This window comes from Dyella flava, from assembly GCF_016904955.1.
Classification (GTDB): Bacteria; Pseudomonadota; Gammaproteobacteria; order Xanthomonadales; family Rhodanobacteraceae; genus Dyella_B; species Dyella_B flava.
This window is the reverse complement of record NZ_JADIKE010000038.1, coordinates 532160-555365: the sequence shown is the minus strand read 5'-3', so window position 1 is coordinate 555365 and position 23206 is coordinate 532160. Positions and strand designations below refer to the sequence as shown.

Here is a 23206-nt window from a genome sequence, read left to right as displayed (position 1 = left end):
AATACGCCAAATTACTCTGCGATCAACCGAACAGGCGCACTACGGATTCTTTGAGTTACTTTTCTTTGAGCCAGCAAAGATAAAGTGACTCGGACCCTTTTAGGGACCGAAAGCGCCGCAGGCAATGGTGCGCACAACGAATCGGAACACCAGTTCATTCCATGCCCAAGTTTCAAGTGCCGTCAAAACGGCACTTGAGCTTCAAGCACTCCGACTCCCTTAAATACGCGGCGACCACTCAAGGCAAAATAACTGTCGCCATCAGACCGCCGCCTTCGCGATTAGCCAGCTTGAGGTTGCCGCCGATTGAGAGCATCAGCTGCGCCGCAATGGCCAGGCCCAGACCCGCGCCGCCGGTATCGCGGTTGCGCGATGCCTCCAATCGGTAAAAGGGCTGGAGCACTTGTTCCAGTTCGTCTTCGGGAATGCCGGGGCCGCGGTCCGATACCTCGATGCACAGCGCGTTCTGTTCGTTTCGCCAGGCACCGACTTCGGCGGCGCCTCCGTACTTGATGGCGTTGTCGATCAGGTTGCACACCACGCGCCGCAGCGCCTGCTGGCGGACCATGGCAACGCCGTTGATGCAACTGGAGAAGCTGACCGGGCGGCCGACGTCCTGGTAATCGAACACCAGGCTTTCCAGAAACGATTTCACATCCATGCGCACCGGCGTCTCGGCACCACCATGCGCGCTGCGCGCATAGGCCACGCCTTCGCGCACCAGATGCTCCATCTCGCGCAAGCTGTCCAGGATCTTCTGCCGTTCTTCGCCCTCTTCCAATACTTCGGCGCGAAGCCGCATGCGCGTGATCGGCGTTTGCAGATCGTGCGAGATCGAGGCGAGGATGTGCAGCCGCTCCTTGAGATGGCGGGCGACGCGCTCCTGCATCGTGTTGAAGGCCACGGCGGCCTGCACGACTTCGGTCGGGCCTTCCTCGCTCATGCGTGGGCCATCGGCGGTCGGGGTCATCGACTCGGCAGCCTGCGCCAATTTCGTCAACGGCAACGTCGCCAGCCGGACCGCCAGCCAGGTGCACATGAGCAGCAGGAGGATCTGCACCGCCAACACGAACGGCAACCAATGGGCCACCGGCATGATGCGTGGCATCACGACCAAGGTAAGCAGCGAGCCATCGTGCAAGGTGAAGTGCACCTGGTAAAGCGCGGGTTTCACCGAGATGGTGTCGGCGTGGACGTGAAAGTCCGGGCCGACCTCTTTCTCGATAAGGCGAATCACTTCGCGCGTACGATCGGAAATGACCGGCGAGCCAGCCTGGCCCGGCCCGAGGATGTAGTGGTAATTGTCGCGCTGCAGGCGGCCCAGCCAGTTGGCGCGTTCCTGTGCGGGCAAGCGATCGAGTATGGCCACGGATGTGCCGACGTCATGTTCCACCGTGTTGAACATCATCGCGGTGGCGCTTTCGTAGCGCTCGTAGAACAGCAAGGCCAGGGACAGACCTTGCGCCAGCATGAGGCCGGCAAAAATGATCAGGTAGAGACGCGATGCCATGCTGCGCGGCAGCCAGCGCCGGGACCTTGTCGAGGCCATGTGGCTCATGCATCGGTCCCGTGCACGATGACCGGCATGCTGAACACATAGCCCTCGCTGCGTACCGTCTTGATATAGGCCTGTTCCTTGGCGTTGTCCTCAAGGCGGGTGCGCAGGCGGCTCACCAGCAGATCGATGGAGCGGTCGAACAGCTCCGCGTCCCTGCCCTGGGTCAGGTTGAGCAACTGGTCGCGCGACAACACGCGCTGGGGATGATCCAGGAACACGCGCAGCAATCGGAATTCCGCGCCGCTGAGTGGAACGATGGTGTCGCTTTCATCGATCAGGTGGCGCGCATGGGTATCGAGCCGCCAACGGCCGAAGGACAGCGTGTCGGTGGTCTCGGTGATGCGCAGGTTGGGCGGCAGCATGCGCGTGCGCCGGATCACCGCCTTGATGCGCGCCAGCAGTTCGCGCGGTGAAAACGGCTTCGCGACGTAGTCATCGGCACCCATCTCCAGGCCGATGATGCGGTCGGTTTCGTCGTCGCGCGCGGTGAGCAACAGAATGGGCACGGCGCGATGCTTGCCGCTGCGCAGGGTACGACACAGCACCAGGCCATCGTCGCCCGGCATCATGATGTCGAGCACGATGAGATCGAAGCTGGACGTATCGAGCTGGGCGAACATGTCGCGGCCATCGACGGCCGCGCTGGCGCGCAAGCCGTTCTTGCGCAGGTAATCCACGACACCGGTGCGAATGTCGTGATCGTCATCGACAACGAGGATATGGTCGATGTGGTCCATGTCTGCTTATCCCAGGGCTGCTTTGCGGTGAAAGATGCGCTGGTGCGTCAGCGCATCCTTGAGTGGTTTTACGCCTTGCCGAGCAACTGGCGAACATGCCGCTCGGTTTCATCATAGTTTCCCTCGCCGATGGTGCTGTACACCACCCGGCCGTTCTGATCGATCAGGTAGACGGCCGGCCAGAAACGGTTTGCATAGGCGTTCCAGATACGCATGTCATTATCCGCCACCACCGGCCAGGTGATCTGGTAACGGCGAATCGCCGCCTGGAGCGCGTCCGGATCACGCTCTTCATCGTATTCAGGCGTGTGCACGCCGATCACCACCAGGCCATCTTTGGCGTAGCGGTCATACAGCGCCTTGGTGTGCGGCAGCACGTGGATGCAGTTGATGCATTCGCGCGTCCAGAATTCGACCAGTACCACCTTGCCGCGCAGCGCGCCCTGGGTGAGCGGTGGCGAGTTGTACCACTGTGCGCCGCCGGGGAATTCCGGCGCGGAGGTTCCGGGAGCGACGTCCTGTGCGCTCGCCGCATTCCAGGCACCGGGCCAATAGGCGATCAATGCGGTGCTCAAAGCCAGCACGGCAATGGCGATACGCAGGAATTTCATGGATTTGCCTCACAGATAAGGGGAACGGCGGCACGCATGTGCCGCCATGCCTGCCATTCCAGCGGTCCGACTTATCTGGCGTGTGTCGGCTGCAACGGCTTTTTGTATCTGTTTGTACAAGCGTGCCACCGCGCGGATTCCCGCTGCCGGCGGCCTTTTGTATCGGAATGTATCCAGCCCGGCCCGCTACACATTGCGATGCTTTTTGACGCTTGCCACGACACACCCGGGATACGTCGCGGCGGTTTCCTATGCACACCGGCCAAGTCCTCGCCCCTTTCGCGACCAACGGCCTCTTCCAAACCAGGAAACCGACCATGTCTGACAACAACACCATTCTTTATGTAGGCAAGACCCACACCACCGGCGGCCGCAACGGCCAGTCGCGCAGCAGCGACGGCCGTCTCGATGTGACCTTGACGCAGTTCGGCGCCCAAGGCACCGGCACCAACCCCGAGCAGCTGTTTGCCGCCGGCTGGTCCGCCTGCTTCATCGGTGCCATGGGACGCGCCGCCCAGGAACGGGGCCTGCGTCTTCCCGCCGACGCCGTGGTCGACGCCGAGGTAAGCCTGGTCAACAACCCCGAGGAAGGCTTCTTTCTACAGGCCCAGCTCAACGTGAGCCTGCCCGGATTCGATCAGGCGCTGGCCCAGTCCATCGTCGATCGCGCCCACCAGCTCTGCCCGTATTCCAAGGCCACCCGCGGAAACATCAAGGCCGTCCTCACCGCCGTGTGAGCGGCACACCCATCACCCATCCACTTCACTCATCGACGGAGACCACCATGAAAAGTACTTATGCAGCACTCGCCGCCACACTGGCGTTCTCATTGGCAAACCTGGCTACCAGCGCACACGCCAGCCCCACTGCGCCCAAGCCGGCGATGGAAAAGTGCTACGGCGTAGCGCTGGCCGGCAAGAACGATTGCGCCGCCGGCCCCGGCACGACCTGCGCCGGCACTGCCCAGGCCAACTTCCAGGGCAACGCCTGGATTCTGGTTCCGAAGGGCACCTGCACCACGATCAAGACGCCAAAGGGCTACGGCTCGTTGCAGGCCAAGTCATGAGCCGGTCCGCCATGACACTTTCGTCGACGGCATTGGCCGCAGCGGACGATCGTGCTGATCGCACCGCATCGAATTGGCTTTCGCGTGTGCTGCCGGAGTCGCTGCTGCTGCTCGTCGCGCGCTTCGGTATCGCCGCGGTGTTCTTCCAGTCGGGGCGCACCAAGGTCGAAGGTTTTCTGACCATCAAGCCGTCGACCTACGATCTGTTCGCCACGGATTACAAGCTGCCGCTGATTCCCTCCGACATCGCGGCGCGCATGGCGACCGGTGCCGAGCATCTGTTTCCGATCTTGCTGGTGCTGGGCCTGTTCACCCGGCTGTCCGCCCTCGCGCTGCTTGGCATGACGACGGTGATCGAAGTGTTCGTCTATCCCGATGCATGGCCTACGCACTTGAGCTGGGCCGGCTTGATGTTGCCACTCATTGCACGCGGCGGCGGCACCTGGTCGCTCGATCGCCTGCGCCGCGGCTGGCCGCTGCGGCGCTGATCGCCGCTCGAAGCCGCTGTTTTTTTTATCGCCATCCCCAAGGAAAATCCCATGCGTAAATCATTGAGTTTGATGCTTCTGATGCTGGCAGCGACCGCCCCTGCCTTCGCTGCCAACACCTCCACTCCCGCGCCTGTCGGCGTCAAGAACATCGTGATCGTTCCCGGCGCCTTCGTCGATGGTTCCGGCTGGCGTGTCGTGCACGACATCCTGATCCACCAGGGTTACACCGTGAATGTCGTGCAGCCGCGCATCGACACCCTCGCCAACGACACCGATGCGGTGTTCCGCCAGCTGCGCAAGGAAGACGGTCCGACCCTGCTGGTCGGCAGTGATTACGGCGGCGCGGTGATCACCCAGGCCGGTGTGCACGGCAAAGTGAAAGGCCTGGTCTACGTGGCTGCGGTGGCGCCCAGCGTCGGCGAGAGCGTGCTGCAACTGGTCGGTTCCGTGCCTGAGCCGAGCAACGATTTCCAGACGTCCTGGGACGGTTACATCTCGATCGATCCGACCAAGTTCGACGCCGATGTCGGCGGCGACCTGACCACCAATCGCACCAACTACATGGCGATCTCGCAGGTGCCGGCAACCGTCGCCGCCTTCCGTGGCGTCACGTCATTCGCATCCTGGCGCGACAAGCCCTCGTGGGCCGTGGTCGCTACGCAGGACCGCGTGTATAGCCCCGAACTTCAGCGCTCCATGTATCAGCGTGCCGGCTCGAAGATCACCGAGATCCCAGGCAGCCACCTTGTTTACATCTCGCAGCCGGAACGGGTTGCGCAAGTTATCGAAGACGCGGCGCAGAGCCTGAAGTAAAGCCGCACTCACCCACCACGATCCTACTCATCCATTTCAAGGAAAAACCTCATGACCACCATCGTTACCAAGTCCCGCAACAGCTTCGCCGCTGCCGCCGCCGTCGTTGCCATGGCCCTTGCCGCCGTGCATTCGCCGGCTCATGCCGCCGATCAATCCGTGCAAAAGGAACAGCCGGCCCGCTGCTACGGCGTCAACACCTGCAAAGGCCAGAGCCTGTGCGCCACTGCCAAGCACGACTGCAAGGGCCTGAATGACTGCAAGGGCCAGGGCGTTGTCGTGAAAGCCCCGAGTGCATGCGTCGCCGCCGGCGGCACGCTGACCGAGCCGAAGTGATTGCATCGCTGGACCCGTGCCGCGCGGGTCCAGCGCTTTCCCATCCTGTCCAGGAGCAACTCGATGTCCACTCCATCCTCCCGCTTCGCCGGTCATGGACTCGGCTTGCGCCGCGAGCATTACCGCGATTTTCTCGAGACCGACGTACCGGTCGACTTTGTCGAAGTCATCTCCGAAAACTTCATGGTCGAAGGCGGCCAGCCGCGGCATATTCTTCGCCAGGTGCGCGAACGGCATCCGGTGGCCCTGCACGGCGTGTCGATGTCGATCGGCTCCGCGGACGGATTGAAAGCGGATTATCTGCGTCGGCTGAAATCACTGGCGGACGAGATCCAACCCTTGTTCGTCTCCGATCACCTGAGCTGGTCGCGGATCGATCATTTCAATTCGCATGATCTGCTGCCGTTGCCCTATACCGAAGAAGCGCTGGGTATCGTCTGCCGCAACATCGAGATGGCGCAGGACACCTTGGGGCGCACAATGCTGTTCGAGAATCCGTCCAGCTATCTCGCCTTCGGCGACGCCGCGATGACCGAGTGGGAGTTTCTTCGCGCGATGAGCAAGCGCACCGGTTGCGAACTGCTGCTGGACGTCAACAATGTTTTTGTCAGCGCCACCAACCACGGCTTCGATGCGCACGCCTATCTGCGCGGCATTCCCGCCGAGCGTGTGCGCCAGATTCATCTGGCCGGACACAGCCAGGGCACCGAGCTCTTGATCGACACGCATGACAGTCCGGTACATGGCGGCGTCTGGTCGCTGTATGCAGAGGCGATTGCGCTGACCGGACCGGTCGCGACCATGATCGAACGCGACGGCAACATTCCTCCGCTGGCTGATTTGCTCAAGGAGCTCGCCGTCGCCCGCTCGATTGGCGAGGCGAACGCGCGCATGCGCCAGGTGGCCGCATGAACCTGGCCCAGATGCAGCGTGAGTTCCAATCCTGGCTCGTCACGGCGTCGGACGATGCGGCGCAGCGGCTGGCCGGCGGCCACGTGGCGGGACTATCCGTCTATCAGAACAACTATCGCGTGCAGCTGGTCGATTGCTTGCGGGTGAGCTATCCGCATGTGCAGACATGGCTCGGCGAAGACGCCTTTCTCGCAGCAGCGATTACCCATATCGATAACTCTCCACCGCATGCGTGGACCCTGGACGCCTACGGCGACGACTTTGGCGAGACATTAGCCCTGCTCTATCCCGACAATCCGGAAGTGCACGAGCTGGCCTGGATCGAGCTTGCGCTTTCGCGCGCGTTTGTCGCTCCGGACGCGGGCCCTCTGACACTGGAAGCGCTATCCGATATCGATTGGGAATCGGCGCGACTGCATCTCGCCCCCTCGTTCACGGCTCACGTCGTAACCACCAATGCAGCGGACATCTGGTCAGCCTTGCAACAAGGCATTGCACCGCCGGAAAGCGAGATGCTGGCCAAGCCCGCTGCGGTAGTGGTGTGGCGCAGGCAATTTACGGTCGTGCTGGAAGCGGTGGATGCGGTGGAACACGCGGCACTGCTGCAACTGTGGGAGAACGGAAGCTTCGATGCGCTTTGCAGCATGCTGGTCGCGCGACTCGGCGAGAGCGAAGGTGTCGCGAAAGCCGGTGCGTTGCTGGCCGGATGGGTCGGCAAGGAACTGCTGGCGGGTGTAGCGGCGTAGTCGCGCTTAGCCCGCGCCGGCAAACCTGGCGCTGTACAAGCCGGCGAGCCAGTCGACGAATACACGCACACGCGGCGACAGCTGCCGCCGATAGGGATACAGCGCGGAGAGCGGCTTCGATGGACTGGCCCATTCGCTGAGTACTTCCACCAGCCGCCCGTCGCGCAATTCCTCTTCAACGTGAAAGCGCGGCAGCTGGATCAAGCCGCAGCCACGCAAGGCGCAAATGACATAATTTTCTGAGTCGTTGACCGCCATCCATCCGCCCAGGACAAATTCACTGAGCTTGCCATCGACGATCAACTCCAGGGTGTCGTCGATGCCTGTGCTGCTGGAAAAGAACTTCACTGCCTGATGGTCGGCCAGTTCGCCGGGATGCTGCGGTACGCCGAAGAACGCCAGGTACTCGGGACTTGCGCAGATAACCTGCGGCATCTTGGCCAAGGGCCGCGCCACCAAGTTGGAGTCACTCGGAATACCTGCGCGCACCACGCAATCAACCCCTTCGCGGATCAGATCGACCAGCCGATCGCCGCTGCTGATCACCAGATCGATGCTGGGATAGCGACTGCGAAAATCGTCGATCTTCGGCAGCACAATGCGCGTGGCATGCGTGTTGGACATGTCCACGCGCAGGGTGCCGCGCGGATTCGATGCCACGTTTCTAAGCGAAGCCTCGGCGTCATCCAGCTCGCTGAGAATGAGTACGCAACGTTCGTAGAACGCCTGTCCATCTAATGTGGGGTGGACTTGGCGCGTGGTCCGTTCGAGCAAGCGGACACCGAGCCGAGCCTCCAGCTCCTTGATGGCATAGGTCGCCGTTGCGCGGGGTATATCCAGCATGTCCGCGGCCCGGCTGAAACTGCCGGCCTCCACGATCCGGGTGAACAGCTGCAGCGTCTCAAGCCGGTCCATACGCCAATTATTGAGCCCTGTTGAATACCGTTATCAGGTTAGCAGGATTTATCGCCATGTATTGAAAGATCAGACTCGCTCCTCAAGGGCAATCCGCCCTTCCCCTTCCACACAGACAGGAGCAATTCCATGAACGTTGATCAAGCCAAGAGCGCCATCGTCACGGGCAGCTCGCGCGGTATTGGGCAGGCCATCGCCTTGCGGCTGGCGGCCGATGGTTTCGCGGTAACAGTCAATTACGCCGGCAACGCCGCCAAGGCCCAGGAGACCGTGGCCGCGATCAAAGCCGCTGGCGGCAAGGCCATCGCGGTGCAGGGTGACGTCGCCAATCCCGACGATGTAGCGCGTGTGTTTGCGACGACCAAGGCCACCTTCGGCCGCGTCGACGTGGTGGTGAACAGCGCCGGGGTCATGCCGCTGACAGCCATCGCCGAAAACAACCTGGCCGCGTTCGACCAAATCATCGCAACCAATCTGCGCGGTGCCTTTCTGGTGATGGCGCAGGCCGCGCAGCATCTGGAGCAAGGTGGCCGCATCGTGGCGCTGTCCAGCAGCGTGCTGGCCAAATCCTTTCCGACCTATGGTCCCTACATCGCCAGCAAGGCCGGCGTGGAAGGTCTGGTGCATGTGCTGGCCAATGAATTGCGTGGCCGGAACATCACGGTGAATGCGATCGCGCCGGGACCGGTGGGTACCGATCTGTTCCTGAACGGCAAGAGCGACGAACAAATCGCGCAGATCGCCAAGATGGCGCCGCTGGAGCGCATCGGCACACCGGAGGAAATCGCCGCCACGGTGTCATTCCTGGCCGGTCCCGATGGCGCGTGGGTGAACTCACAGGTTATCCGCGTCAACGGCGGCTTCGCCTGATTCGGCAGCGAGGGATATCGTCATGAAACAAGTCATTCTTATCACAGGTGCATCCAGCGGTTTCGGCGCGATGAGCGCCCGCGCCCTGGCCGATGCCGGTCACATCGTCTACGCCAGCATGCGTGACACCGAAGGCCGCAACGCGCCGCAGGTCGCGGCGATTCGCGACTATGCCACGCAGCACGGCGTGCAACTGTACGCCACGGAGCTGGATGTCCAGTCACAGCCCTCCGCCGACGCCGCGGTTGCGCGGATCGTCGCCGAGCAAGGCCAGCTGGATGTCGTCGTCCACAATGCAGGCCATATGGTCTTTGGTCCGGCGGAAGCGTTCACTCCGGAGCAATACGCGCAACTGTATGACGTCAACGTGCTCGGTACGCAACGCGTCAACCGCGCTGCGCTACCGCACTTGCGCGAGCGCGGGAAAGGCCTGCTGCTGTGGGTGGGAAGCTCCAGTCATCGCGGTGGCACACCACCGTATCTGGCGCCGTATTTCGCGGCGAAGGCAGCGATGGATGCGCTGGCGGTCAGCTATGCGGGTGAACTGGCGCGCTGGGGTATCGAAACCACCATCCTGGTGCCCGGCGCGTTCACCAAAGGCACCAACCATTTCCTGCATTCGGGTGCGCCTGCCGACAAGGAACGCCACGCTGCCTACGACAAAGGCGCCAATCATGGACTGGCGGAGGAAATCCTCACCAACCTGGCGGCCTGCGAGCCGGCCGACGCCGATCCGCAAAGTGTCGCGACCGCCATGGTCAATGTAGTGAACACGCCCTATGGCCGACGCCCGTTCCGCGTGCATGTCGATCCTGCCAGCGATGGTTGCGAAGTCGTCAACGCCGTTGCCGACCGTATCCGTGCCGAGTTCCTGCGCCGCATCCAGCTCGGCGACCTCCTGTTCCCGCAAGGAAAAGTGTGCGCAGCTGGCGCTGCATAAACGACAAGGCGGCTCAGCCCGCCACTCCCCCCACGTTATTAATCACTCTCAGATCAGGAGAAACATCATGCCTTTTGCCAACTTCAAATTTCCCGAAGGAATCGTCGACGCTGCCCGCAAGGAAGAAATCATCCACCGTACGACGGCCATGTTCGTCGAGTATTTCGGCGAGGGCGCACGCCCATATTCGATGGTGCTGGTGGAAGAAGTCGCCGACGGCGGCTGGGGCCGGGCCGACGAAACTCTCACCCTCGAGAAGATGGGGATGCCGCCCAAATCGAAGGAATGAGTCGCATCGTGGCGTGGCCTGCTCCGGCATGGCCGCGCCGTACCTTCAACATGACGACGTCGGGAAACCCGGACATGCATGCCGCTAAAGCTCACCGATTCCGCATCCAGCTCGAACGCATCGGTGACGACACCTCCGCAGCGCTGAGCTTTGAAGTCAGCAACCACGATGACATCTTTGCCATCGTGGATCGCGTGCGCACCGGCACCGCGTTCGGCGAGAACGATGCCATCGCGCTCGCCGTCGGCTTGAAACTCTTTACCGGGGTGATGTTGACCGCACGCCACGATCCACTATTCGCCGATATACAGCCGGCCATGCGCACGTTCATTGGTAACTTGAAATCGCGTATTGCTGCGACGACCGCGCAAAGTCACAAGCCCTGAAAGCGCGGCAGATCAGCCGCGTCCACTTGATGGCGTAAACATCATGCTGCAGAAAGACGGCGCGCGAGCTTGAGGATGACAGCGGCATCACGCTCGCTGATGTGCTGAAGCAAATGCTTGCGCACCGCCCCCGCATGGACTGGCCTGGCAGCAGCAATTTCGCGGCGTCCGGTATCGGTAATGGTGATGATCACGCCTCTCCCGAGCTCGGCCGCCTCCCTCGCGACGAGATCGCGTTTCTCCATGCGCGACAGGTGATGCGACAGGCGGCTCTTGTCCCAGCCCAGCGATTTTCCCAATTCAGCTTGCCCGAGTGTGCCCCCGCCCAGATCTTCCAGGCGGGTCAGCACACCGAAGTCACTGCCAGAAAGACCGGTGCGCCGTTCGATGTCATTGCCGACGCGGCTGATGACGTTTTCGCCCAGCTTCTTGATCGCATGCCACAGTTCCCGCTCACTTTCGGATAGCGGCGCAATGGAGCGACTTTCCTTACTCATATATGTCCACCGGGAAGCGGCCAGAGAATTCATCAAACATCTCGCGATACAGCTGCTTGGGCGCGTTGAAGCGCTCGCTTGCCGTGATACCGAAGCCCACCTCATCGCTTCCCGGTTCTTCCAGTTCCGCGAACACCGTGTCACAAAAATCATCAAGCGGCGCGCCGTGCGTCGCCCCGGGTCCGGCGAGTGCCGTGCGGATGGCCGGCGGAATCACCTCAACCACCCGGCATCGCGTGTGCCGGAGCACGAAACGAAGATTCACCGTGTAGCTGTGCAGGGCCGCCTTGCAGGCGCTGTAGATGGGTGCAAAGGGCTGCGGCACATATGCGCCGCCCGATGTGACGTTGACCACCCATCCTGGCCCATCCTGCGACACGATCACCGGCACCAGCAAATGACTAAGGTGCAGGGGCCCCGCAAGCAGCGTATCGATTTCCGCCTGCCGTTCACGCCACGGCGAACGATCGGCGGCAATCGATACCCGGCGCTGGATACCCGCGTTGTTCACCAGCACATTCAAACCGGGCATCACGTCGCGCACCTGTTGCGCCAGTTGTTCGCGCGCATCGGCATCAGCGATATCGCTGGCGAGCGTCTCCAGGCCAGGGTGCCGTGCAGCGGCCTGTTGGAGGCGTGCGCGGTCGCGTCCGGTGACCAGCACCCGGGCGCCGGCAGCAAGAAACCGTTGGGCGAGGCCAAGCCCGATGCCGGTACTGCCGCCGGTAATCAGCACGTTGGCGTCACGGAAAGGGGAAGCGTGATTCATCGTGGGTCGAGGCGCAAGGTTGATATATCAACCTTACGCCAGCATGGTTGATACGTCAACCATATAGAGCAAACCGGCGCTTGGCGCAGGCCCATGACTCCGCGCTCGCGCAGCACGCTAACTGCACCGTGCACTGCAGATGTCCTTATGCCTATTTATCCAATGCAGACGAAGCGCGTCGCTATTGGCCTCAAACAGCTCAGCGCTTACCCTTTTCTTCAAGCAACGCCATGACGTCTGCCGCTGCCAAAACCCTGTCGCCCTGTGTCAACAGCACAGCGACGCGATTTGTCATCCACAGACCACGGCCGGTTTGAAACATGACTTGGAGGAGTCATCGCCGTGTCGCGCGGGCGGCACGAAACTTGCTCTAGCATCCGACCATGACGACATCTTCCGAACCATCAGCACACCCTACCGCCCGCGGCAGCCTGGCCTGCGTCGGCATGGGCATGACCCTGGGCTCTCACCTCACACCACTGGCACGCAGCCATATCGAACACGCGGACGTGATCTTCGCCGCGCTGTCCGATGGCGTCGTGGAGATGTGGTTGCGGCGCTTGCATCCGGATGTACGCAGCCTTCAGCCCTACTACGCGGAAGGCAAGTCACGGATGAAGACCTATCGGCAATGGGTCGACCTGATGATCACCGAGGTGCGCGCCGGCAAGCGTGTCTGCGCCGTGTTCTACGGTCATCCCGGCATCTTTGCCTGGTCGCCGCACAAGGTTATCGAGGTGGCGCGCGCGGAAGGTTTCGAGGCACATATGGAACCCGGCATTTCCGCCGAGGATTGTCTGTATGCCGATCTGGGGATCGATCCCGGCCGTTTCGGATGCCAGCACTTCGAGGCCAGCCAGCTGCTTCTGTATGAGCGCCGCATCGACTCCACCGGCTATCTGGTGTTATGGCAGGTTGGCATTGTGGGCGATCGTTCGCTGGCACGCCTTCATACCGGGCCAGAGTACCGACAAGTATTGGTGGACGTATTGAGCCGGGACTACTCGCTCGACCATGAAGTGATCATTTACCGCGGGGTGACGTTGCCGATCGACAAGCCGCGCGTACGTCGTGTGGCTTTACGGGACTTGCCCGGCACGGAAGTCACCACGCAGGAAACCGTTGTTCTGCCACCCGCCATGCCTTTGAAGCCGAATCTCATTGTCCGTGAACGATTGGACGAGCTGGACAAGGCCAGCGTCGCATGATCCTTGCCCAACAAGCACTGCGCAGCAAACACTTTTCAACTGCACCAACTTGATGTTTGAACACGACTGTCATTCAGGGGGAAAACATGTCAGATACGATTGAATTGCTCGAAGCCATTGGAAAGGACGCCAAGCTGCGTCGTGCGTCCGCCGAAGAACTTGCGGACACCTTGGAGCAGGCCGAGGCCTCGGATGCCCTGAAGGCTGCCGTGGTCGCAGCAGACAGCGCGCTGTTGGCGGCCGAGTTCGGCCATCAACCGATGCGAGTGGACCAACACTCCAATACTCCTGGACACGAAGAGGAAGATCCCGACCATGACGATGACCAGGATCACCCGTCGCAACCGGATCAGGGCAAGCCTTCGCACGGTCAATAACCCATAAGTAGCACTCGCATGCTGCGGCGGAATTACCGCTTCCGGCCATGGCCCGTTCTCGCGGCCATGGCTTTTTGCGTGCTCGTTCAGTCTGCACCCGTTGTGGCGCAACAGCCCGATTTCACCGCGCTGCTTGAGCAGGCTCAACGCCTGCACACCCATGATCACCCGCAATTTCTGATCCTGCTCAAGCAGCTTGATCAACAAAGTTCCAGCATGTCTCCTGGCGAACGCTGGCAGTTGCGCTATCTCGACGCGTGGCAGACCGTCTTCCAGGGCGATTACTCCCATGCCAACGTCATGCTGCAGGACATCATCAAGCACTCCGGCGATGCCGCTCTCGTGGCGAAAGCCTCCGCCCTGCTGATGGACAACTTGGGTGTCACCAAACATTACGAAGAGGCCTTTGAGCTGGCCAACCAGCTGGTCGCCGATCTGCCAAAGACCCAGGACAAGGAGGCGCGCTACGTAGTCCTGTTCTACGTCTCGCAATTGCTCACATCAGCCGGTCAATACGATCTGGCCATCCAGCACATTCGCGAGATGATGCAGACGCTTCCGCGAGAACAGACCGTCTGCGCGCCGATGGCCCTGCTCATGGTCGCCCTGTACGGCGGCCACAAGCTGACATCCTCGAGTGCTGAGCTCCAGCAAGGTATCGACACCTGTAACGCCGCCGGGGAACCGGTCTACGGCGACACCATCCGCCTGGTAAAGGCCGCCATTTATGTGGACGAGGATCAACCGCAAAAAGCGATTACCTTCCTGAACCAGAGCGAGCCCGGCATCCTCGCAAGCCGCTACTACTCCCACATGCTGGCAGCCGAGGCGCAGCTTGCCCAGGCGTATTGGAAATTGGGCGACGACGACAACGCCCTCAAGGCAGCACTCGCCACCCTGACCATCAGTCATCCCGGTGACATGAACGGGTCGCTGCGCGACGACTACCAGGTGCTGTATAGCATTGAGAAAAAGCGGGGGCATGCCGCCGCTGCGTTGAACTACTACGAGCAATACGTCGCGCAGAACAGCGGAGGTCTCAACGACTTAAGCGCACGGGCGCTGGCCTTCGACGTGGCACAGCAGCATGTGCTTGCGCAAAAGCTTGAAACAGAAAAACTGAGCAAGCAGAACAGCATCCTTGAACTGCAACAGGCGCTGGACAAAAGAGCGGTCGAAACAGGACGGCTGTATATCGCCATGTTGCTGGCGGCAATGGCCTCCATCATCTTTTGGCTGCTGCGGATCAAGCGCTCGCAGTTGCGCTTCAAGGAGCTGTCCAGCCTGGATGGACTGACTGGCATCTTCAACCATCAGCACTTCATGAGTGAGGCGGATCGTGCATTGCGCATCATGGAGAAAAAAGCCGGCACAGCCTGCCTCGCGTTTATCGACCTGGACCATTTCAAGCAGATCAATGACAACCACGGACACGCCGCCGGCGACGCCGTGCTCAGACATGTCGTTGCCATCTGCCAACAATACTTGCGGCAAACGGATTTGTTCGGCCGCCTGGGTGGTGAAGAGTTCGGCATCCTGTTGCTTGATTGCCCGCGCGAGCGGGGTTTGGCTGTCGCCGATCACATCCGGCGTGCTATTGAAACAGCCCCGATCGAAGGCGACGGATTGGCCATATCGTTTTCGGCCAGCGTCGGCCTGGCCTCCACCGACACCTACGGCTACGAAATACAGCAGCTGTGCCGGGAGGCGGACGCCGCGCTCTACCGCGCCAAACGTACCGGACGCAATCGCGTTATGGTCGACACCGACCTGGACAACGCGGCCGAAGCCTGAAAAGCCGCAACGTCGGGCAACATCTGCAGCCGTCAAAAATCTGCTCTTCCCATGTGTCAACAACACGCGACCCAACTCGTCATCCATGGATCACTGCCGGCTTGAAACAGGACGAGAAGGCGTCATTGCCACCGCAGCAACGCGGCACAAAATTTGCTTCACCATTCCACTATGACGACATCTTCCGAACCATCAGCAAACCCTACCCCCCGCGGCAGCATCGCCTGCGTCGGCATGGGCATGACCCTCGGCTCCCACCTCACGCCGCTGGCACGCAGCCACATCAAACAGGCGGATGTGATCTTCGCCGCGCTGTCCGATAGCGTCGTGGAGACGTGGTTGCAGCGTATGCACCCGGATGTGCGCAGCCTTCAGCCCTACTACGCCGAAGGCAAGTCACGGATGAAGACCTATCGGCAGTGGGTTGCGCTGATGATGGCCGAGGTACGTGCCGGCAAGCGTGTCTGCGGAGTGTTTTACGGTCATCCCGGTATCTTTGCCTGGTCGCCGCACAAGGTCATCGAGGTGGCGCGCGCGGAAGGTTTCGAGGCGCATATGGATCCCGGCATTTCCGCCGAGGACTGCCTTTATGCCGATCTGGGGATCGATCCCGGCCGTTTCGGATGCCAGCACTTCGAGGCCAGTCAGCTGCTTTTCTATGAGCGACGCATTGATCCGGCCGGCTATCTGGTGCTGTGGCAGGTTGGGCTGGTGGGCGACATGTCGCTGGCGCGTTTCCACACCGGGCCAGCGTACCGGCAGGTGCTGGTGGACCGGCTGAGCCGGGACTATCCGCTCGACCATAAGGTGATCATCTACCGGGGGGCAACGCTCCCGATCGAGAAGCCGCGCATCCGGCGCGTTGCCCTGCGCGATCTGCCCCATGTCCCGTTGCCTGCAGAGGAAACGGTCGTACTGCCTCCGGCTGAAGCCTTGAAGCCGGATCTGGCCATCCGAGCGCGGCTGGAGGCCTTGGATAAGCTGGACAACGCCGGCGCTTTGGCATCAGGTGAGATCGGGTGATCTCTCAAGCACCGCACACATTCGCGGTGGGCTGCCCAGGCAACACGCTGCGCTATCAAGAAGCACCAATGACGGCCGTCATCATGGTTTAAGCTGATGGCCGCATGGCGCCGCCCTGCCAGACCCGTCAAGCTGCTGGATGACAATCACAGGAAACAGGGGAAATACATGACAGACACGATTGAATTGCTGGAGGCTATTGGTCGTGACGCCTCGCTGCGTCACGCCTCGGCCGCAGAACTGACTAGCATGCTCGAACAGGCGCATGCATCTGAGGCTCTCACCGCTGCGGTGGCGTGTGGTGATAGCGCGCGGTTATCCGAGGAACTGGGGCACAGACCCATGCACCTACCTCAAATTACCCAAGGCCCTGGTCACGAGGAGGACGAGTCGGATGATGGTGACAACGAGGAACCTCACCATCCCCCGGCTCCGGATCAGGGCAAGTCGTCGTCCCAACTGTAAACGGCATTAGCATGTCTCGGCTGCCGAGCCGCTTCTGGTCATGCCCAGTACTACTGGGCATGACTTGGATTGTGCTCTTGCAGCCTTGCCACGCCACCGCACCAGTTACAAATTCAGCAGCATTCCTCGACCAGACCGAGAGCCTGCGCACCAAAGATCACCCTCGATTTGTCCAGATGCTGGAACAGATCCACCGTGAAGCACCGCCTCTAACAATGAGTGAGCAATGGCATCTGCGTTATCTCGATGCATGGGAAACCATGTTCGAGGGCGACTATGCCAAGTCCGAGGTTCAGCTTCACGACGTGATCGATCATTCCGGTGACACGGCCTTGAGCACCAAGGCATCGGCACTGCTTCTGACCAACCTGGCGGCCAATCGACGCTACGAGGAAGCCTTTACGCTGGCTAATCGCCTGACGATCGAGCTGCCCCAGATCAAGGATCCGCTGGCCCGTTACCTGCTGCTGATGAATCTGTCGCAGATGCTGGATTTGGCCGGCCAGATCGATCTCGCCATCAAATACGCACGCATGATGGAGAGTGCGATTCCTCCTGGAGAAAGCCTTTGCCTGCCCCGCTCCCTGGAAGTGGCCGCTCTCTACGACGGCAAGCGACTAGCGTCATCCAGCCCGGAACTGCGACGAGCAATCGATACCTGCGTAGCAGCCCACCAGCCGGTCGCAGCCAACAGCATGCGGTTCATCCAGGGCAGCCTCTACCTGGACGAAGACCAACCAGACAAGGCCATGACCTTGCTTGATCAGATTGGCCCCAGCCTCCGCATCAACCATTACTACCCCCACATGCTGTCAGCAGAAGTAGAGCGGGCACAGGCATATGCGAAGCTGGGTGACGACGACGGTGCCAGGAAAGCAGCCTTGAATACCGTGGCAATGAGCCATCCCGGCGATATCAGCGAATGGCTGAGGTCGGCCTATGAAGTGCTCTATCAAGTCGAGAAAAGACAGGGCCATAGCGCAGCTGCACTCTCATACTACGAGCACTATGTCACTCAGGACAGGGGCTATCTCAACGACATCAGTGCCAGAACACTGGCCTATGACGAGACTCAACAACACACGCTTGTCCAAAAACTCGAGACGGAAGGCCTGAGCAGGCAAAACAGCATCCTGCGCTTGCAGCAGGCGCTGGCCACCAAGGCCGCCGAGAGCAGCCGGCTTTATATCGCCCTGCTGCTCGTGGTCCTGGCATCGATTGTTTTCTGGTTGTTCCGGCTTTCGCGCGCACTGCTTCGCTTCAAAGAACTGTCCCATCTCGACGGACTTACCGGCATCTTCAACCACCAGCACTTCATGACTGAAGCCGATCGCGCCCTGCGTCTGCTGGAAAAAAAGCCCGGCGGCGGCTGCCTGGTATTTATCGACCTGGATCATTTCAAGCAGATCAACGATACCTATGGTCACCCCATGGGCGATGCCGTGCTGAGGCATACGGTTGCCATCTGCCGGCGGCAGTTACGCCCAACCGACCTTTTCGGCCGCCTGGGCGGTGAGGAGTTCGGCATTCTGTTGCACGAGTGCACACGTGACCAGGGCATGGCGATCGCTGATCGTATCCGCATCGCCGTTGAAACATCTCCGATAGAGGTAGATGGATCCGTCGCATCGCTTTCCGCCAGCATCGGCCTGGCCTCCACCGACATCTACGGCTACGAACTGCAACGCTTGTGCCGGGAGGCGGATGCTGCGCTCTATCGAGCCAAGCGCAGCGGACGCAATCGGGTCGTCACCAATACCGAAAGCGACAATCCGGCCGAAGCCTGAAAGGTGGTATTGCCGGCAGGCCTCTGCCTCGCAATGCAACTGCATGGCGATATGCCTTGATCCCCATCGACGACCCGCAACCGCGTGAATACTTGATTCGCGCCATCAATCAACACATCTGTTGACAATCAACCAATATGTTGATATTCATACGCCATGATGAGTATTCGGCAATCACTGCATGTGGTGGATGAAGCCGGGTTGGATCCGGAGCTGGCCAAAGCGCGCCTGGACCAGGTCTTTTTCGCCCTCTCCGACCCGGTGCGACGGGAGATCCTGGAGCGGCTCGACGGGCAGGCGCTGCTGGTTTCCGAGCTGGCCGCCTCGTTCGATATCTCGCTGCAGGCGGTATCGCGGCACATTCAAATTCTTGTGCGGACGGGATTGGTGCAGCAGGAACGCACCGGCCGCATCAGCCGATGCAGCCTGGATGCCGGCCCGCTGCTCGACGCCGCGGTCTGGATGAATCGCTACAGCAAGTACTGGCAGCAGCAATTCGACCTGCTCGCCGCCACGCTGGCCGACATCGACGAACGAAAAACTGCGCAGCCGTCCAAACCGGCACGCAAGACCGCTGCAAAGCGCTCGCCGCGCAAGAAATAAGCGGCGCTGCGCAAGCGCGGCGCCGCTGCTGGAACCCGAGTCACGTCATCCTGTGGAGGGTGTCATGCTGCATCACCAGATCGTGAGTCACGACGCGTGGATCGCTGCGCGCAAACGCTTTCTCGCCAAGGAAAAGGAGTTCACCCATCTGCGCGACCAGCTCAGCCAGGAGCGGCGGCAGCTGCCGTGGGAACGGGTGGAGAAGAACTATGTCTTCGAAGGCGAACATGGTCAGGAAACGCTCGCCGACCTGTTCGGCAAACACCACCAACTTATCGTCTATCACTTCATGTTCGGCCCGGATTGGGACATCGGCTGTCCAAGCTGTTCGTTCTGGGCGGACAACTTCAACGGCATCATTGCGCACTTGAACCAGCGTGATGTCTCGATGGTTGCGATCTCGCGCGGCCCCTTGCAGAAGCTCCAGGCCCAGGCCCGCCGATTCGGCTGGACCTTCAAATGGGTATCCTCATCCGGCAGCGACTTCAACTTCGATTACAACGTGTTGTTCTCGCCGGAAGCGATCGAGCAGGATCAGGCGCTCTACAACTACGCCACGCAAAAAGTGAAGTATGCGGAGTGGCCGGGTGTCAGCGTGTTCTTCAAGGACGGCGACCAGATCTTCCACACCTACTCCACCTACTCGCGCGGCATCGACATGTTCAACACGGCCTATCACTACCTGGATGTCGTGCCGAAAGGACGCGATGAGGACGGACTCCCGTTCGACATGGCCTGGGTGAAACATCGCATTGCCTACGAAAGCTGATTCAACCGCCTGCTGGAGATCTCCATGAAATATGCCGATATGAATGGAAAGCTTGCCGATTACCGCCGGCAGATCGCCGATATCCGGGAAAAGATGCGCGAAACGCTCGCCGCCGCCGAGCCGCAGGAAGTACGGGACTACACGTTCAACACCCCCGATGGCAGCGTGCGCCTGTCTGAACTCTTCGGTGAACACGAGGACCTTATCGTCGTCCACAACATGGGCGTTGCCTGCTCTTATTGCACCTTGTGGGCCGATGGTTACAACGGCATCCACCAGCACGTCGTCAGCCGCGCCGGCTTCGTTGTATCAAGCCCCGACCGGCCCGCCGTGCAGAAGAAATTCGCGGAAAGCCGTGGATGGACCTTTCCGATGGTGAGCCATGCCGAATCGAGCTTCGCGGCGGACATGGGCTACGTGTCCGCGAAAGGCGGATGGATGCCGGGCGTCTCCGTGTTCCGTCGTGAAGGCGACACCATCACCCGCGTGTCGGACACCGGTTTCAGTCCCGGCGACGACTTCTGCACGCTCTGGCACTTCTTCGACATGCTGCCGGGCGGCGTCGGCCATTGGCCGGGTGTTTCCAGCAAACCGTCCTGCTGTCACTGACGCGGGAGCTGCGCCATGTGTCCGTTCTGCATCGGCACTGCGCTCCTGCTCTGGAGTAGCGCGGGTTCGGCGGGAGGTGCTGCTGGCGTCGCCTTGCGTTCGATGACGCGAAAGCCATCCGCTGACCGAGAGGCATTGTCCCGCAAGCCTCGCCCACCACCTTCCTCTCGCCAAAGTGCGACGGAAAAGCGTGCTGACGTTCGATAGTCATCGCGTTTCCGAATGAATTCCGCCAACGTATCGGATAGCCTCCGGTTTGCACTGCGCGGGAAATAGCCCTCAAACATGCCGCTATTCTTCCGCGCGGCGGAAGACTGATAGCCGAGTGGCATGCCTTCAGTGAAGCACGGCGCCTACTTAAAATGGCTCTGCTTGCCCCTTCCCCGGCATCACTGCAGGAGTTTCAGACATGGCCACGCCGTCCTCTTCATCACTGCTCAACCTGCTAGGTATCTCGACCCCCATCATCCAGGCGCCGATGGCCGGCGTGTCGTCGCCGGAAATGGCCGCCGCGGTCAGCAATGAGGGTGGCCTCGGCTCGCTGGGAGTGGGTGCAATGACCGCCGCCAAGGCCAGGGAAGCCATTCAAAAATTCCGCAGCTTGAGCAGCGGACCGCTCAATGTGAATCTGTTTGTGCACTGCCCGGCGCAGGCGAATCCAGCCAAAGAAGCCGCGTGGCTGCAACGACTGCGTCCCGAATTCGAACGCGTAGGCGCCAAGGCGCCTGCGGCCTTGCATGAAATCTACACATCCTTTCTCGCCGACGACGACATGCTTGCCATGCTCGTGCAGGAAAAACCAAAGGTCGTGAGCTTTCATTTTGGCCTGCCGCATCCCAAACAGATCGAAGCGCTGCACAAGGCCGGCATCACGCTGCTGGCCGCGGTCACGAATGTGCAGGAAGCCAAACTTGTCGAAGCGGCGCGCATCGACGCCATCGTCGCCCAAGGCTATGAAGCCGGTGGTCACCGGGGCGTATTCGACCCGGACGCAGAAGACAGCCGCCTCAGCACCTTCGCCTTGACCCACTTGCTGACGCGCGCGGTCAACGTCCCCATCATTGCCGCCGGCGGCATCATGGACGGCGCCGGTATCGCCGCCGCACTGGCGCTGGGTGCGAGCGCAGCGCAGCTGGGCACTGCTTTCGTCGCCACCGAAGAATCGCTGGTGGATGCCGCGTATCGCCAATTGCTCTTCAGCGATGCCGCACACCATACGGTCATGACGCGGGTGATTTCTGGCCGGCCGGCCCGCAGCCTGGCCAACACGTTCACCCGCCTGGGCGCCAACGTGCCGGATGAGGTCATTCCCGACTATCCCGTCACCTACGACGCCGGCAAAGCACTCAATGCAGCCGGCAAGGCCGCAGGGCAAACCGGGTACGGCGCGCATTGGGCGGGCCAAGGTGCACCACTGGCGCGGGCCTTGCCTGCGCAAGCATTGATGCAAGTGCTGAAAAGCGAGCTGGACCAGGCTCTGGCCCAAGCGCCGACCGGCAATCCTCACAGCCACAAGACAGACTGAACATCGCGCATCTGAGTGCGCGATGTTCAGTCCGCCACGGCTTGCGTCTATCGCTCGATGAGCGGAGGTAGCAAACTCCACAGACCGCCGCGCATACCCAACCTCTGAGGCCCCGTGTATGGACCGCATCGATGCCATGAAGATATTTGTCGCGGCACTGGACGAGGGCAGCCTGGCTGGCGCCAGCCGAAAAACCGGGCGATCGGCCGCCGCGGTCAGCCGGGCCATCGCCTTTCTCGAGGCCCGCGTAGGCGTCCCGTTGCTGCATCGAACCACACGCTCCATCAAATTGAGCGAAGCCGGCGAACGTTATGCAGTCGCGTGCCGGAAGATGCTCATGGATCTGGAGGAAGCGGATCGCAACGCAGCGGGAGAGCGCTCGGTCCCACGTGGCACCTTGACGATCACCACCACGGTGTTTTCGGGCGTGGAGGTGCTGCGTCCGGTCGTCGATGCGTTCATGGAGGAATACCCCACGGTCAATGTCCGGCTGTATCTGCTGGATAGACCGGTCAACCTGATCGACGAAGGCATGGACCTTGCGTTGCGCATCACGCATCTGGCCGATTCGACCCTGATCGCGCATCGCATCGGGGAAGTGCGCAGAGTGATCGTGGCATCACCGCGTTATCTGGCGATGCACCCGCGCATCACCGATCCGGCAGATTTGAGCAAACACCAGATCATCGCGGTGGAGCACATGGGACAAGATTCCTGGAGCTTTCCGCCACTGGAAGGATCATCCGTGCCCCGTGCGGTTTCCATCACGCCGCGCCTGGTCGTGAACAACGCGCGTGCAGCCATTGCCTCAGTCATCGAAGGCCATGGCGTAACGCGCATGCTTTCCTATCACGTTGCGCCGGAAATCAAGCAGGGCCTGTTGCAGGTCGTGCTTGCCGATGCGGAGCCCGCACCGATTCCGGTACACCTTGTTTCGCCGTATGGACGGCTTTCCGTACCTAAAGTACGGGCTTTTGTCGATTTTGCCCTGCCCCGCTTGCGCAGACAGTACGCCTGCCTGGCCAAGGATGCCGAGACACAACCCAGTGCGCCGATTCCACCGCGGCGCGGAAGAGTGTTTGCCGGATAGCAGGGATTCGCTAACCCGCT

General features: G+C 61.1%; 28 protein-coding genes. 21 read left to right on the top strand and 7 right to left on the bottom strand.

Annotated elements, in window-relative coordinates; all coding sequences use genetic code 11:
- Positions 1-238: 238 nt before the first annotated feature.
- The 3 genes from ISP19_RS18365 to ISP19_RS18355 form a co-directional block, all read right to left on the bottom strand.
- Positions 239-1549 (bottom strand): sensor histidine kinase, encoded by a 1311-nt coding sequence (locus tag ISP19_RS18365; protein WP_204683841.1) that lies wholly within the window; start codon positions 1547-1549, stop codon positions 239-241.
- 5 nt (positions 1550-1554) lie between these two features.
- Positions 1555-2295, bottom strand: a complete 741-nt coding sequence (locus tag ISP19_RS18360) for a response regulator (RefSeq protein ID WP_204683840.1) — start codon at positions 2293-2295, stop codon at positions 1555-1557.
- Positions 2296-2363: 68 nt separating this feature from the next.
- Positions 2364-2906, bottom strand: coding sequence for a redoxin domain-containing protein (locus ISP19_RS18355; protein WP_204683839.1), 543 nt, complete (start codon positions 2904-2906; stop codon positions 2364-2366).
- A gap of 317 nt (positions 2907-3223) precedes the next feature.
- Here ISP19_RS18355 and ISP19_RS18350 point away from each other — a divergent pair, with 317 nt between their 5' ends.
- The 7 genes from ISP19_RS18350 to ISP19_RS18320 all read left to right on the top strand — a co-directional run bounded on the left by ISP19_RS18350 (position 3224) and on the right by ISP19_RS18320 (position 7270).
- Positions 3224-3643 (top strand): organic hydroperoxide resistance protein, encoded by a 420-nt coding sequence (locus ISP19_RS18350; protein ID WP_204683838.1) that lies wholly within the window; start codon positions 3224-3226, stop codon positions 3641-3643.
- 47 nt (positions 3644-3690) lie between these two features.
- Complete coding sequence (locus ISP19_RS18345) at positions 3691-3972, top strand: BufA1 family periplasmic bufferin-type metallophore (RefSeq protein ID WP_204683837.1); 282 nt, start codon at positions 3691-3693, stop codon at positions 3970-3972.
- The gene (locus ISP19_RS18340) at positions 3969-4460 is read left to right on the top strand and encodes a DoxX family protein (protein WP_204683836.1); all 492 of its coding nucleotides are present in this window, start codon (positions 3969-3971) and stop codon (positions 4458-4460) included. Before ISP19_RS18345 ends, ISP19_RS18340 begins: the two co-directional genes overlap by 4 nt.
- A 51-nt stretch (positions 4461-4511) precedes the next feature.
- The gene (locus ISP19_RS18335; protein WP_204683835.1) at positions 4512-5276 is read left to right on the top strand and encodes an alpha/beta fold hydrolase; all 765 of its coding nucleotides are present in this window, start codon (positions 4512-4514) and stop codon (positions 5274-5276) included.
- A 51-nt stretch (positions 5277-5327) separates the two neighbouring features.
- Positions 5328-5612 carry a BufA2 family periplasmic bufferin-type metallophore gene (gene bufA2, locus ISP19_RS18330; RefSeq protein ID WP_204683834.1) on the top strand — a complete coding sequence of 95 codons (285 nt, stop codon included), beginning with the start codon at positions 5328-5330 and terminating at the stop codon, positions 5610-5612.
- 63 nt (positions 5613-5675) lie between these two features.
- The gene (gene bufB, locus ISP19_RS18325) at positions 5676-6524 is read left to right on the top strand and encodes an MNIO family bufferin maturase (protein WP_204683833.1); all 849 of its coding nucleotides are present in this window, start codon (positions 5676-5678) and stop codon (positions 6522-6524) included.
- Positions 6521-7270: an HvfC/BufC N-terminal domain-containing protein gene (locus tag ISP19_RS18320; RefSeq protein WP_204683832.1), complete on the top strand. Its 750-nt coding sequence runs from the start codon at positions 6521-6523 to the stop codon at positions 7268-7270. The genes bufB and ISP19_RS18320 overlap by 4 nt, the downstream gene beginning before the upstream one ends.
- A 6-nt stretch (positions 7271-7276) precedes the next feature.
- On the opposite strand, the gene ISP19_RS18315 is transcribed toward ISP19_RS18320, so the two are convergent.
- The gene (locus ISP19_RS18315) at positions 7277-8185 is read right to left on the bottom strand and encodes a LysR family transcriptional regulator (protein WP_204683831.1); all 909 of its coding nucleotides are present in this window, start codon (positions 8183-8185) and stop codon (positions 7277-7279) included.
- A 129-nt stretch (positions 8186-8314) separates the two neighbouring features.
- Here ISP19_RS18315 and ISP19_RS18310 point away from each other — a divergent pair, with 129 nt between their 5' ends.
- From ISP19_RS18310 to ISP19_RS18295, 4 genes are all read left to right on the top strand, one after another.
- Positions 8315-9055: an SDR family oxidoreductase gene (locus ISP19_RS18310; protein WP_204683830.1), complete on the top strand. Its 741-nt coding sequence runs from the start codon at positions 8315-8317 to the stop codon at positions 9053-9055.
- Between the two features lie 22 nt (positions 9056-9077).
- Positions 9078-9995 (top strand): SDR family oxidoreductase, encoded by a 918-nt coding sequence (locus ISP19_RS18305; RefSeq protein ID WP_204683829.1) that lies wholly within the window; start codon positions 9078-9080, stop codon positions 9993-9995.
- A gap of 67 nt (positions 9996-10062) precedes the next feature.
- Entirely contained in the window at positions 10063-10284 is a 222-nt protein-coding gene (locus ISP19_RS18300; protein WP_204683828.1) for a tautomerase family protein, read from the top strand.
- Between the two features lie 74 nt (positions 10285-10358).
- The gene (locus ISP19_RS18295) at positions 10359-10670 is read left to right on the top strand and encodes a DUF3861 domain-containing protein (protein WP_204683827.1); all 312 of its coding nucleotides are present in this window, start codon (positions 10359-10361) and stop codon (positions 10668-10670) included.
- Positions 10671-10711: 41 nt separating this feature from the next.
- Here ISP19_RS18295 and ISP19_RS18290 read toward each other — a convergent pair whose 3' ends face one another.
- Complete coding sequence (locus ISP19_RS18290; RefSeq protein ID WP_239556905.1) at positions 10712-11200, bottom strand: MarR family winged helix-turn-helix transcriptional regulator; 489 nt, start codon at positions 11198-11200, stop codon at positions 10712-10714.
- On the bottom strand, positions 11160-11936 hold the full coding sequence (locus tag ISP19_RS18285) for an SDR family oxidoreductase (protein ID WP_204683826.1): 777 nt from the start codon (positions 11934-11936) through the stop codon (positions 11160-11162). The genes ISP19_RS18290 and ISP19_RS18285 overlap by 41 nt, the downstream gene beginning before the upstream one ends.
- Positions 11937-12319: 383 nt before the next feature.
- Here ISP19_RS18285 and ISP19_RS18280 point away from each other — a divergent pair, with 383 nt between their 5' ends.
- Entirely contained in the window at positions 12320-13144 is an 825-nt protein-coding gene (locus ISP19_RS18280) for an SAM-dependent methyltransferase (RefSeq protein ID WP_204683825.1), read from the top strand.
- Positions 13145-13233: 89 nt separating this feature from the next.
- Here the strand turns inward: ISP19_RS18280 and ISP19_RS21350 are convergent, their stop codons facing one another.
- Positions 13234-13725: a hypothetical protein gene (locus ISP19_RS21350; RefSeq protein WP_239556904.1), complete on the bottom strand. Its 492-nt coding sequence runs from the start codon at positions 13723-13725 to the stop codon at positions 13234-13236.
- A 12-nt stretch (positions 13726-13737) separates the two neighbouring features.
- Here ISP19_RS21350 and ISP19_RS18270 point away from each other — a divergent pair, with 12 nt between their 5' ends.
- The 9 genes from ISP19_RS18270 (at position 13738) to ISP19_RS18230 (ending at position 23186) form a co-directional block, all read left to right on the top strand.
- The gene (locus ISP19_RS18270) at positions 13738-15315 is read left to right on the top strand and encodes a tetratricopeptide repeat-containing diguanylate cyclase (protein WP_239556903.1); all 1578 of its coding nucleotides are present in this window, start codon (positions 13738-13740) and stop codon (positions 15313-15315) included.
- Positions 15316-15486: 171 nt separating this feature from the next.
- Complete coding sequence (locus ISP19_RS18265) at positions 15487-16338, top strand: SAM-dependent methyltransferase (RefSeq protein WP_204683871.1); 852 nt, start codon at positions 15487-15489, stop codon at positions 16336-16338.
- Positions 16339-16506: 168 nt separating this feature from the next.
- The gene (locus ISP19_RS18260) at positions 16507-16803 is read left to right on the top strand and encodes a hypothetical protein (RefSeq protein WP_204683822.1); all 297 of its coding nucleotides are present in this window, start codon (positions 16507-16509) and stop codon (positions 16801-16803) included.
- Between the two features lie 215 nt (positions 16804-17018).
- On the top strand, positions 17019-18590 hold the full coding sequence (locus ISP19_RS18255; protein ID WP_239556901.1) for a tetratricopeptide repeat-containing diguanylate cyclase: 1572 nt from the start codon (positions 17019-17021) through the stop codon (positions 18588-18590).
- A gap of 183 nt (positions 18591-18773) precedes the next feature.
- Positions 18774-19193 carry an ArsR/SmtB family transcription factor gene (locus ISP19_RS18250; RefSeq protein WP_204683820.1) on the top strand — a complete coding sequence of 140 codons (420 nt, stop codon included), beginning with the start codon at positions 18774-18776 and terminating at the stop codon, positions 19191-19193.
- 64 nt (positions 19194-19257) lie between these two features.
- Positions 19258-19962 (top strand): DUF899 domain-containing protein, encoded by a 705-nt coding sequence (locus ISP19_RS18245; protein ID WP_204683819.1) that lies wholly within the window; start codon positions 19258-19260, stop codon positions 19960-19962.
- A gap of 24 nt (positions 19963-19986) precedes the next feature.
- On the top strand, positions 19987-20571 hold the full coding sequence (locus ISP19_RS18240; protein WP_204683818.1) for a DUF899 family protein: 585 nt from the start codon (positions 19987-19989) through the stop codon (positions 20569-20571).
- A gap of 409 nt (positions 20572-20980) precedes the next feature.
- A complete protein-coding gene (locus ISP19_RS18235; RefSeq protein WP_204683817.1) occupies positions 20981-22096 on the top strand; it encodes an NAD(P)H-dependent flavin oxidoreductase in 1116 nt (371 codons plus the stop codon).
- A gap of 136 nt (positions 22097-22232) precedes the next feature.
- On the top strand, positions 22233-23186 hold the full coding sequence (locus tag ISP19_RS18230) for a LysR family transcriptional regulator (protein WP_239556900.1): 954 nt from the start codon (positions 22233-22235) through the stop codon (positions 23184-23186).
- Positions 23187-23206: the final 20 nt, after the last annotated feature.

Bases quoted from the DNA above. Each gene is read 5' to 3' on its own strand.
- ISP19_RS18365 (WP_204683841.1), bottom strand. From the start codon at position 1,549: ATGGCCTCGACAAGGTCCCGGCGCTGGCTGCCGCGCAGCATGGCATCG.
- ISP19_RS18360 (WP_204683840.1), bottom strand. From the start codon at position 2,295: ATGGACCACATCGACCATATCCTCGTTGTCGATGACGATCACGACATT.
- ISP19_RS18355 (WP_204683839.1), bottom strand. From the start codon at position 2,906: ATGAAATTCCTGCGTATCGCCATTGCCGTGCTGGCTTTGAGCACCGCA.
- ISP19_RS18350 (WP_204683838.1), top strand. From the start codon at position 3,224: ATGTCTGACAACAACACCATTCTTTATGTAGGCAAGACCCACACCACC.
- ISP19_RS18345 (WP_204683837.1), top strand. From the start codon at position 3,691: ATGAAAAGTACTTATGCAGCACTCGCCGCCACACTGGCGTTCTCATTG.
- ISP19_RS18340 (WP_204683836.1), top strand. From the start codon at position 3,969: ATGAGCCGGTCCGCCATGACACTTTCGTCGACGGCATTGGCCGCAGCG.
- ISP19_RS18335 (WP_204683835.1), top strand. From the start codon at position 4,512: ATGCGTAAATCATTGAGTTTGATGCTTCTGATGCTGGCAGCGACCGCC.
- bufA2 (WP_204683834.1), top strand. From the start codon at position 5,328: ATGACCACCATCGTTACCAAGTCCCGCAACAGCTTCGCCGCTGCCGCC.
- bufB (WP_204683833.1), top strand. From the start codon at position 5,676: ATGTCCACTCCATCCTCCCGCTTCGCCGGTCATGGACTCGGCTTGCGC.
- ISP19_RS18320 (WP_204683832.1), top strand. From the start codon at position 6,521: ATGAACCTGGCCCAGATGCAGCGTGAGTTCCAATCCTGGCTCGTCACG.
- ISP19_RS18315 (WP_204683831.1), bottom strand. From the start codon at position 8,185: ATGGACCGGCTTGAGACGCTGCAGCTGTTCACCCGGATCGTGGAGGCC.
- ISP19_RS18310 (WP_204683830.1), top strand. From the start codon at position 8,315: ATGAACGTTGATCAAGCCAAGAGCGCCATCGTCACGGGCAGCTCGCGC.
- ISP19_RS18305 (WP_204683829.1), top strand. From the start codon at position 9,078: ATGAAACAAGTCATTCTTATCACAGGTGCATCCAGCGGTTTCGGCGCG.
- ISP19_RS18300 (WP_204683828.1), top strand. From the start codon at position 10,063: ATGCCTTTTGCCAACTTCAAATTTCCCGAAGGAATCGTCGACGCTGCC.
- ISP19_RS18295 (WP_204683827.1), top strand. From the start codon at position 10,359: ATGCATGCCGCTAAAGCTCACCGATTCCGCATCCAGCTCGAACGCATC.
- ISP19_RS18290 (WP_239556905.1), bottom strand. From the start codon at position 11,200: ATGAATTCTCTGGCCGCTTCCCGGTGGACATATATGAGTAAGGAAAGT.
- ISP19_RS18285 (WP_204683826.1), bottom strand. From the start codon at position 11,936: ATGAATCACGCTTCCCCTTTCCGTGACGCCAACGTGCTGATTACCGGC.
- ISP19_RS18280 (WP_204683825.1), top strand. From the start codon at position 12,320: ATGACGACATCTTCCGAACCATCAGCACACCCTACCGCCCGCGGCAGC.
- ISP19_RS18270 (WP_239556903.1), top strand. From the start codon at position 13,738: ATGTCTCCTGGCGAACGCTGGCAGTTGCGCTATCTCGACGCGTGGCAG.
- ISP19_RS18265 (WP_204683871.1), top strand. From the start codon at position 15,487: ATGACGACATCTTCCGAACCATCAGCAAACCCTACCCCCCGCGGCAGC.
- ISP19_RS18260 (WP_204683822.1), top strand. From the start codon at position 16,507: ATGACAGACACGATTGAATTGCTGGAGGCTATTGGTCGTGACGCCTCG.
- ISP19_RS18255 (WP_239556901.1), top strand. From the start codon at position 17,019: ATGAGTGAGCAATGGCATCTGCGTTATCTCGATGCATGGGAAACCATG.
- ISP19_RS18245 (WP_204683819.1), top strand. From the start codon at position 19,258: ATGCTGCATCACCAGATCGTGAGTCACGACGCGTGGATCGCTGCGCGC.
- ISP19_RS18240 (WP_204683818.1), top strand. From the start codon at position 19,987: ATGAAATATGCCGATATGAATGGAAAGCTTGCCGATTACCGCCGGCAG.
- ISP19_RS18235 (WP_204683817.1), top strand. From the start codon at position 20,981: ATGGCCACGCCGTCCTCTTCATCACTGCTCAACCTGCTAGGTATCTCG.
- ISP19_RS18230 (WP_239556900.1), top strand. From the start codon at position 22,233: ATGAAGATATTTGTCGCGGCACTGGACGAGGGCAGCCTGGCTGGCGCC.